The sequence below is a fragment of the Mycobacterium sp. genome (genome assembly GCF_019243155.1).
Classification (GTDB): domain Bacteria; phylum Actinomycetota; class Actinomycetes; order Mycobacteriales; family Mycobacteriaceae; genus Mycobacterium.
The window spans coordinates 1-9187 of sequence record NZ_JAFAUS010000259.1; the positions used below are offsets into that span (position 1 = coordinate 1).

Consider the following 9187-nt stretch of genomic DNA (forward strand, 5'->3'; position numbering starts at 1 on the left):
ACGCAGGGATCCTTTCTGCGCCAACTCGGTTGGCACGCCCTGGCCCGGGGCTGGGATGGCCGTGCCCTCGCGTTGGCCGGCGACGACCCCGAGGCGCGCGCCGATGCCCTGACCGGACTGGCGGCCGACGCGCTGGGCGTCGGCCGCCTCGCGGCGGCGGCGACGCTGCTGGCCCGCGTCGACGCCGATCTGGGCGCCGATCCGGTCGTGCCCGACCGGATCGGCGTGCGCCGGCGTTGGGTGGCCGCTGAACTCGCGATGGCTTGCGGCGACGGCGATTCCGCCGTCGCGCATGCCACCGCGGGGATCGAGCTGGCGGGGGAGATGGCCGTCGCTTCGGTGCGGCACCGGGTGAAGAGCGAGGTGGTGATGGCAGCGGCGCTGTGCAGCGCCGGCGCGGTCGAGCGCGCCGGCGCCGTGGCGGACGCGGCGCTCGATGCCACCGCCCGATTCGGGCTGATCCCCCTGCGGTGGGCGTTGGCCTGCTTGCTGATCGATATCGGAAGCGTCGCGTTTTCGGCACAACAGCTGCACGAAATTCGCGATGTCTGCGCAGGCCAGGTGCGGCGCGCCGGTGGAACGTGGCGTTCCGCTTGAAACGGCCTTTTGCCCGTTATTGTCAGGGCGTTAGTTAGCCCCAATGCCCGCGATGTGCCCGGTTCGTAACGTTGGAGATACCGCCGTCGATGACAATTCAAGGCGAGCGTCAAGGCGAGCGTCTGGACGCTGTGGTTTCTCGGGCCGTGGCAGGAGACCACAACGCACTCCGGGAGGTGCTGGAGACCATCCGTCCGATTGTCGTGCGATATTGCCGGGCGCGAGTCGGCACAGTCGAACGGGGCGGCCTGTCAGCGGATGACGTGGCGCAGGAGGTGTGCTTGGCAACCATCACGGCGTTGCCGCGATATCGGGATCGGGGAAGACCGTTCCTGGCCTTTCTATACGGCATCGCGGCTCATAAGGTGGCGGACGCTCATCGGGCCGCCGGCCGTGATCTCTCGTATCCCGCCGAAACGATTCCCGAGCGATGGTCGTCCGACGCGGGACCGGAACAGCGGGCCATTGAGGCCGATTCGGTCAGCCGCATGAGCGAATTGCTGGAGATCCTGCCCGCCAAGCAGCGCGAGATCCTGATCCTGCGGGTCGTCGTCGGCCTGTCCGCCGAGGAGACCGCGGCGGCAGTGGGCAGCACCACGGGAGCGGTCCGAGTGGCTCAGCATCGTGCGCTGACAAGACTGAAATCCGAGATGGTTGCGGCAGGTGACTGTGCCTGAATCCCTGGACGAATTCGCTCACACCGACCTACTTCTCGACGCGCTCGCCGGGCGAAGGCCGGTGGATGTCGACGATCCCGACGCCAACGCGTTGACCACTCTCCTCGAGGACTGGCGCGACAACTTGAGGTGGCCGCCGGCCAGCGCCCTGGTCACGCCCGAGGAGGCGGTCGGAGCGCTGCGAGCCGGATTGGCCGAGCGCGGACGGGGCCGTCGCGGCCTGGCGACCATCGGATCGGTTGCCGCGGCGCTGCTGGTCATGAGCGGCTTCGGCGCGATGGTGGTCGAGGCGCACCAGGGCGACGCGCTGTACGGGATCCACGCGATGTTCTTCGACCAGCCACGGGTCAACGAAAAGCAGGTCATGTTGTCCGCCAAGGCTGATCTGGCGAAGGTGCAGGAGTCGATCGACCGAGGCCAGTGGGACCAGGCCCAAACCCAGTTGGCCGAGGTCAGCAGCATGGTGCAGTCGATCAGCGACCCCGCCAGCAAACAGGACCTGGCCAATCAGTTGGCTCTGATGAACGTCAAGATCGAAACGCGCAATCCGGATGCGACGTTGCCGGTCGCCTCGACGACACCGTCGTGGACCCCGACTCCGACCGCCGCGCCGCCGACGACGTTCTCGCCGTCGAGTCCGTCGGCGAGTGGATCAGTGACCTCGTCGCCACCGCAGTCGTGGAGCAAGCACCGGCATCACGATCACGGCCAGACGCCGTCCGCGATGGTACCGGGCACTCCGTAAATCAGATTCGGCGGCCGAAACCGTCGGCGTCCGACGTCGCTTCGTTGAGCGAGGCGTCGGCGTATCCCCGGCAGTAATCCCACGTCACGTAGGCATCCGGCTCGGGGTCATAAGCGGGTTCGTGCGGGCGGACGGTGCCGTCGATCAGCAGCTGCAGCAGGTTGGCCCGCAGCATGTCCCAATCGTGGTAGTGATCCTGCTGGCACTCGTCGCAGCACACGACCAGCCCGCGAATGCCTTTGTGTGCCAACAGCGCCTCATAGACGGCCAGATCCGCCAAATCGGCCTCGACCGCCATCCGCTCCTGCTGGTCCAGCGGCTGCCCTGGCTCTACGGCTTCCAGCGCCGCCGACGGGTCGCAAGGGTCATCGGCGAACGGGTCGGGTGGCAAACCCGGGGGGAGGTGGTCGCGCACGCCCCCTAGCCTACGCAGCCGGGCCCGGATAACGCCAGCAGGGAGCTACCCACCGTTTCCGTGCCGTTTGGCGCTCGCGGCACGCCCTTGCAAGCGCGTCGGTGGGCAATCGAGCCGATAGGATGGGAATCTCACGTCGCATCGCATGGAGGGCCCCACCGATGACCCGTGGCATGTCCCACCTGGAAGACAGCTCCGACCTCGTCGGCAGCCCCTACGTGCGCGTAGCGGGGCTGGCCGATGATCCGGTGCCCACGGGGGGCGACAACCCGAACAAGGTAGCCATGCTTGGGCTCACCTTCGACGACGTGTTGCTGCTTCCCGCCGCTTCCGATGTGGTTCCCGCCACTGCGGATACGTCCAGCCAGCTCACCAAGAAGATCAGGCTCAAGGTGCCGCTGGTCAGCTCGGCGATGGACACCGTCACCGAGTCGCGGATGGCCATCGCGATGGCCCGGGCGGGCGGCATGGGTGTGCTGCACCGCAATCTGCCGGTGGCCGAACAGGCCGGCCAGGTCGAAATGGTCAAGCGTTCTGAGGCCGGCATGGTCACCGACCCGGTCACCTGCCGGCCGGACAACACGCTGGCTCAGGTTGAGGCGCTGTGCGCCAAGTTCCGCATCTCCGGTCTGCCGGTGGTCGACGACTCCGGCGCGCTGGTCGGCATCATCACCAACCGCGATCTGCGCTTCGAGGTCGACCCGACCAGGCAGGTCGCCGAGGTGATGACGAAAGCCCCGCTGATCACCGCCCAGGAGGGTGTCAGCGCCGACGCGGCGCTGGGCCTGTTGCGCCGCAACAAGATCGAGAAGCTGCCCATCGTCGACGGCCACGGCCGGCTGACCGGGCTGATCACCGTCAAAGACTTCGTCAAGACCGAGCAGCACCCGCTGGCCACCAAGGACAGCGACGGCCGGCTGCTGGTCGGCGCCGCCGTCGGCGTCGGGGGCGACGCCTGGGTCCGGGCGATGATGCTGGTCGACGCCGGGGCCGACGTGTTGATCGTCGACACCGCGCACGCGCACAACCGCACGGTGCTCGACATGGTCGGCAAACTCAAGGCCGAGGTCGGCGAGAAGGTCGAGGTGATCGGCGGCAACGTCGCGACCCGGTCGGCGGCCGCGGCCCTGGTCCAGGCCGGCGCGGACGCGGTGAAGGTGGGCGTCGGACCCGGTTCGATCTGCACCACCCGGGTGGTCGCCGGCGTCGGCGCGCCACAGATCACCGCGATACTGGAAGCCGTCGCGGCGTGCGGCCCGGCGGGCGTGCCGGTGATCGCCGACGGCGGGCTGCAGTACTCCGGCGATATCGCCAAGGCGCTGGCGGCGGGCGCCTCGACGGCCATGCTCGGCTCGTTGCTGGCCGGTACCGCCGAGGCCCCCGGCGAGCTGATCTTCGTCAACGGCAAGCAATTCAAGAGTTACCGCGGCATGGGGTCACTCGGCGCGATGGCGGGACGCAGCGGGGGTGGGGGCACTGGCAGGTCGTACTCCAAGGACCGCTACTTCGCCGACGACGCGTTGTCCGAGGACAAGCTGGTGCCCGAAGGCATCGAGGGCCGAGTGCCGTTCCGCGGCCCGCTGTCCTCGGTGATCCATCAGCTGACCGGCGGCCTGCGCGCGGCGATGGGATACACCGGATCGCCCACCATCGAGGCGCTGCACCAGGCCCAGTTCGTCCGGATCACAGCGGCCGGCCTGCGCGAAAGCCACCCCCACGACGTCGCCATGACGGTCGAAGCGCCCAACTACTACGCCCGGTGAACAGCGAACTGGCCATGGTCGAAATCGGGATGGGCCGCAACGCCCGTCGCACCTTTGAGCTCAGCGAAATCAGCATCGTCCCGTCGCGGCGGACCCGCTCGTCGCAGGACGTCACGACGGCGTGGCAGCTGGACGCCTACCGCTTCGAGATCCCGGTGGTTGCCCACCCCACCGACGCCCTGGTGTCACCGGAGTTCGCGATCGAGCTGGGCCGGCTCGGCGGACTCGGCGTCCTCAACGGCGAAGGGCTGATCGGGCGGCACGCCGACGTCGCGCCCAAGATCGCGCAGTTGGTCGAGGCCGCCAGCAAGGAACCCGAGCCGTCGGCCGCGATCCGGCTGCTGCAGGAGCTGCACGCCGCGCCGCTGAACCCCGACCTGCTGGGCTCGGCGGTAGCCCGCATCCGGGAGGCCGGGGTGACCACCGCGGTCCGCGTCAGCCCGCAGAACGCCCAGGCGCTCACCCCGGTGTTGCTGCAGGCCGGCATCGACCTGCTCGTCATCCAGGGCACGATCGTCTCCGCCGAGCGGGTGGCCAGCGACGGTGAACCACTGAACCTGAAAACGTTCATCTCCGAACTCGACGTGCCGGTGGTCGCCGGCGGGGTCCTCGACCACCGCACTGCGTTGCACCTGATGCGCACCGGCGCGGCCGGCGTCCTCGTTGGCTACGGCTCCACCCAGGGGGTGACCACCAGCGACGAGGTGTTGGGCATCAGCGTGCCGATGGCCACCGCGATCGCCGACGCCGCGGCCGCGCGGCGCGAATACCTCGACGAGACCGGCGGGCGGTACGTGCACGTGCTGGCCGACGGTGACATTCACACCTCCGGCGAACTGGCCAAGGCCATCGCCTGCGGTGCCGACGCGGTGATGCTGGGCACGCCGTTGGCCGAAAGCGCCGAGGCGCTTGGCGAGGGGTGGTTCTGGCCGAACGCCGCCGCACACCCGTCGTTGCCGCGCGGCGCCCTGATGCAGATCGCCGTCGGCGAACGCCCGTCGCTGGAGCAGGTCCTCAACGGGCCGTCCGACGACCCGTTCGGCTCCCTGAATCTGGTCGGTGGCCTGCGCCGATCAATGGCCAAGGCCGGCTACTGCGATCTCAAGGAATTCCAGAAGGTGGGCCTGACGGTCGGCAGCTGACCCGCGCGGGGGTCGCTGGCTCGTTACCGGCCGGTAAGGCCATACTGGTCCGATGAGGCCGGATTACGACGTCCTGATCATCGGTTCGGGTTTTGGGGGCAGCGTCAGCGCATTGCGACTGACGGAAAAGGGTTATCGCGTCGGCGTATTGGAGGCCGGGCGCCGCTTCTCCGACGAGGAGTTCGCCGAGACGTCCTGGGACCTCCGCAAGTTTCTGTGGGCGCCGAGGCTGGGTTGCTACGGCATCCAGCGCATCCACCCGCTGAAGAACGTGATGATCCTCGCCGGCGCCGGGGTGGGCGGCGGTTCGCTCAACTACGCGAACACGCTGTACGTGCCGCCGGACCCGTTCTTCGCCGACCGGCAGTGGTCGCATATCACCGATTGGCGTAGCGAACTGATGCCCCACTACGACCAGGCGCGGCGCATGCTCGGCGTGGTCGAGAACCCCACGGTCACCGACGCCGACCGCGTCATGAAGGCCGTCGCCGACGACATGGGATGCGGCGACACCTGGGTGCCGACCCCGGTGGGGGTGTTCTTCGGGCCCGACGGCACCAAGACCCCGGGCAAGACGGTGCCGGACCCGTACTTCGGCGGCGCCGGCCCCGAACGCACCGGCTGCCTGGAGTGCGGTTGCTGCATGACGGGCTGCCGCTACGGCGCCAAGAACACGCTGCTGAAGAACTACCTCGGCCTCGCGGAATCGGCGGGCGCCCAAGTGCATCCGATGACGACGGTGAAGAGCTTCGAGCAGCGGCCCGACGGGCCGTGGGAGGTGCGCACCGTGCGCACCGGCAGCTGGCTGCGCCGCGATCGGCGGACCTACACCGCGACGCATCTGATCCTGGCCGCGGGCACCTGGGGCACGCAGCACCTGCTGTTCAAGATGAAGGACACGGGCCGGCTGCCGCGCCTGTCCGAGAAGCTCGGCGTGCTCACCCGGACCAACTCCGAATCCATCGTCGGCGCCGGCCGCCTCGAGGTCTCCCCGGAGCTGGATCTCACCCACGGAGTGGCGATCACGTCGTCGATCCACCCGACGTCGGACACCCACGTCGAACCGTGCCGCTACGGCAAGGGCTCCAACGCGATGGGCCTGCTGCAGACGCTGATGACCGACGGCCCAGGCCCCGAGGGCACCGACGTGCCCCGCTGGCGGCAGCTGGTCAAGAGCGCGCGCGAGGACCCGCGCGGCATCATGCGGCTGCTCAATCCCCGCCAGTGGAGCGAGCGCACGATGATCGCGCTGGTGATGCAGCACCTGGACAACTCGATCACCACGTTCACCAAACGCGGGAAGCTCGGCATCCGCTGGTACACCAGCAAGCAGGGGCACGGCGAGCCGAACCCGACCTGGATCCCGGCGGGCAACGAGGTCACGCGGCGCATCGCGGAGAAGATCGACGGCGTGGCCGGCGGCACCTGGGGCGAGCTGTTCAACATCCCGCTGACCGCGCACTTCCTCGGCGGCGCGGTGATCGGCGACGGCCCCGAGCACGGGGTCATCGACCCCTATCACCGGGTCTACAACTACCCGACGATGTTCGTGGTGGATGGCTCGGCGATCTCGGCGAACCTGGGTGTCAACCCGTCGCTGTCCATCACCGCGCAGGCCGAGCGGGCCGCCTCGCTGTGGCCGAACAAGGGCGAGGCCGATCTGCGCCCCGCGCAGGGCCAGCCCTATCGCCGGCTGGATCCGATCCCTCCCGGGCACCCCGTGGTGCCGGACGGCGCGCCCGGCGCGCTGCGCTGGTTGCCGATCAGCCCGGTCCGCTCCGCGGCCGACGCCGGCTAGCTCGCGATTACCTCGATCGCCTCGAGCGGTGCGCCGCTGACCACCCGGCTGCGCTCGCCGTGCACGTTGACGGGCACATCGCCCATCAACGTGACCCGGTGCATCAGCCGCGGCTGGTCGTCGTAATCGTCGATCGCCCGGTGCTGGGTTGCGCGGTTGTCCCACATGGCAACGTCGCCGGGCATCCAGTTCCATCGAATGGTGTTCTCCGGCACGGTAATTCGCCGTTGAAGCAGTTCCAGCAGCACGTTCGACTCGTGGCTTTCCAAGCCGACGAAGTTGCGCACGAAGTCGCCGGCCAGCAGGGTGCGTTCACCGGTCTCCGGGTGCACCCGCACGACGGGATGCTCGGTGCGGAACTCCCGCTTCTCGAACGCCTGCCGGAACGCGCGCTGCGCCTCGGTCAGCCCGCCCTCGAAGTCCGTGGTCACGTAGTCATACCGGTTCGAGTGCACCGCCCACAGGTTCTCGACCAGGGCTTTGAGCGGCTCGGGCAGTTCGTCGTATGCCGCCGCGGTGGAGGCCCACAGCGTCGAGCCGCCGTAGCGGGGGAGCGTGACGGCCCGCAGGATCGAGGCGGCCGGATAGTTGGCCGCGAACGTGACGTCGGTGTGCCAGCGGGTGGCCTTGCCGAATTCGGAGTTGATCGGCGTGATGATCGGCGCGTTGTCGGCCGACAGCACGGATGCGGCCGGATGCCCGATCGGCGTGCCCAACAGCCGTGCGAACGCGAGCTGCTGCTGGTCATCGAGGTGGTGCTGGTGGCGGAAGAAGACGACCTTGTGGGCCAACAGCGCCTGGTGAATCTTCTCGACCGCGGCCTCGTCGAGGTCGCCGGCGAGGCGCACCCCGTCGATCCGGGCGCCGATCCGGCTTCCCAGCTTGGTGACGGTGATCTGACCTGTCATTTGTTCGTCGATTCCTTCAGTGTAATGGGTGTAGTCAACTGACTACATTTGGTAGTGTAGTCACATGACTACAGCCTCCGCAACAGGCCGCGGAAAAACACCAACCGGGCGGACGGAAGTCGCCGCGGCGATCCTGGCCGCCGCCACCGACCTGTTCGCCGAGCGCGGTCCGGCCGCCACGTCGATCCGCGACATCGCGGCACGATCCAACGTCAACCACGGCTTGGTGTTCCGGCACTTCGGCACCAAAGAGAACTTGGTGGGCGCCGTGCTCGATCACCTGGGCGCCACGCTGACCGAACTGTTGCGCACCGAAGCGGGCCCCGACACCATCGAACAGGCGCTCGACCGTCAGATGCGGGTGATGGCCCGCACCGTGCTCGACGGTTATCCGGCGGGACAGCTGCAGAAGCGCTTCCCCAACATCGCGGCACTGCTCGACATGGTGCTGCCGGATTACGACGACGAGACGCGCGCGCGGCTCGCTGTCGCCAATGCCCTTGCGCTGCAATTCTGTTGGCGCCTGTTCGCGCCGATCCTGCGCACGGCCACCGGGATTGAGGACCTGCCGGAAGGCGAACTACAGGAGTCTGTGACCGCCGAGGTGGGACGGATTCTGGGACCGCAGTGAACTATTGGGCCGCGCCGTAGGCCGCCACGTCGCGCGCCAGCGTGCGGCGGTGCAGCGGCTCACGGCCCGGTGGCTGCGGCGGGGCCGGCAGCAGGGGCTTGCGCCGCCGCACTTCGATGGTCGTGGGCTTCTCCGTGCTCAGGACGATCTCCTCGCCCGCGTGCCGGATCGTCAACTCGCCGCCGGGTCCGTCGCGCAGGGTGTAGGTGACGTCGGAGTGGTTGGCGTCCACCGTCACCCGAAAGTCGCGCCACCGCAGCCGAAACCTCAGCCGGGTAATGCCGTCGGGCAGCTGGGGATCCAGCGCCAGGATGCCCTCGTCGTCGCGTAGGCCGCCGAAACCATTGACCAGCGCCATCCACGCGCCGGCCAGCGACGCCATGTGCAGCCCGTCGCGGGTGTTGCTGTGCAGGTCGCGCAGATCGATCAGGGCGGCTTCGTAGGCGTAGTCGTGGGCCAGCTCCAGATGCCCGACCTCCGCGCACATCACCGCCTGGGTGCAGGCCGACAG

General features: G+C 68.7%; 10 protein-coding genes. 7 read left to right on the plus strand and 3 right to left on the minus strand.

What is annotated here, in order from left to right:
• The 3 genes from JOZ00_RS12725 to JOZ00_RS12735 all read left to right on the plus strand — a co-directional run.
• On the plus strand, positions 1-597 hold a 597-nt coding region (locus JOZ00_RS12725), incomplete at its 5' end, for a hypothetical protein (protein WP_293344310.1).
• A gap of 89 nt (positions 598-686) precedes the next feature.
• Positions 687-1274 (plus strand): sigma-70 family RNA polymerase sigma factor, encoded by a 588-nt coding sequence (locus tag JOZ00_RS12730; protein WP_293344311.1) that lies wholly within the window; start codon positions 687-689, stop codon positions 1272-1274.
• On the plus strand, positions 1261-2019 hold the full coding sequence (locus JOZ00_RS12735) for an anti-sigma-D factor RsdA (RefSeq protein ID WP_293344312.1): 759 nt from the start codon (positions 1261-1263) through the stop codon (positions 2017-2019). The genes JOZ00_RS12730 and JOZ00_RS12735 overlap by 14 nt, the downstream gene beginning before the upstream one ends.
• 1 nt (position 2020) lies before the next feature.
• Here the strand turns inward: JOZ00_RS12735 and JOZ00_RS12740 are convergent, their stop codons facing one another.
• Positions 2021-2434: a DUF5319 domain-containing protein gene (locus JOZ00_RS12740; protein WP_293344313.1), complete on the minus strand. Its 414-nt coding sequence runs from the start codon at positions 2432-2434 to the stop codon at positions 2021-2023.
• A gap of 161 nt (positions 2435-2595) precedes the next feature.
• On the opposite strand from JOZ00_RS12740, the gene guaB reads away from it, so the two are divergent.
• The 3 genes from guaB to JOZ00_RS12755 are packed head-to-tail and all read left to right on the plus strand — an operon-like array spanning position 2596 to position 7137.
• Positions 2596-4197 (plus strand): IMP dehydrogenase, encoded by a 1602-nt coding sequence (gene guaB, locus JOZ00_RS12745; protein WP_293344314.1) that lies wholly within the window; start codon positions 2596-2598, stop codon positions 4195-4197.
• A gap of 14 nt (positions 4198-4211) precedes the next feature.
• On the plus strand, positions 4212-5339 hold the full coding sequence (locus JOZ00_RS12750; RefSeq protein WP_293344319.1) for a GuaB3 family IMP dehydrogenase-related protein: 1128 nt from the start codon (positions 4212-4214) through the stop codon (positions 5337-5339).
• 52 nt (positions 5340-5391) lie between these two features.
• Positions 5392-7137 carry a GMC family oxidoreductase gene (locus JOZ00_RS12755; RefSeq protein ID WP_293344315.1) on the plus strand — a complete coding sequence of 582 codons (1746 nt, stop codon included), beginning with the start codon at positions 5392-5394 and terminating at the stop codon, positions 7135-7137.
• On the opposite strand, the gene JOZ00_RS12760 is transcribed toward JOZ00_RS12755, so the two are convergent.
• Complete coding sequence (locus JOZ00_RS12760; RefSeq protein ID WP_293344316.1) at positions 7134-8045, minus strand: TauD/TfdA family dioxygenase; 912 nt, start codon at positions 8043-8045, stop codon at positions 7134-7136. The genes JOZ00_RS12755 and JOZ00_RS12760 overlap by 4 nt on opposite strands.
• A 64-nt stretch (positions 8046-8109) precedes the next feature.
• Here JOZ00_RS12760 and JOZ00_RS12765 point away from each other — a divergent pair, with 64 nt between their 5' ends.
• Complete coding sequence (locus JOZ00_RS12765; protein ID WP_293344317.1) at positions 8110-8676, plus strand: TetR/AcrR family transcriptional regulator; 567 nt, start codon at positions 8110-8112, stop codon at positions 8674-8676.
• A 1-nt stretch (position 8677) separates the two neighbouring features.
• Here JOZ00_RS12765 and JOZ00_RS12770 read toward each other — a convergent pair.
• The coding region (locus tag JOZ00_RS12770) for a glycosyl hydrolase family 65 protein (protein ID WP_293344318.1) at positions 8678-9187 on the minus strand (510 nt) is incomplete at its 5' end.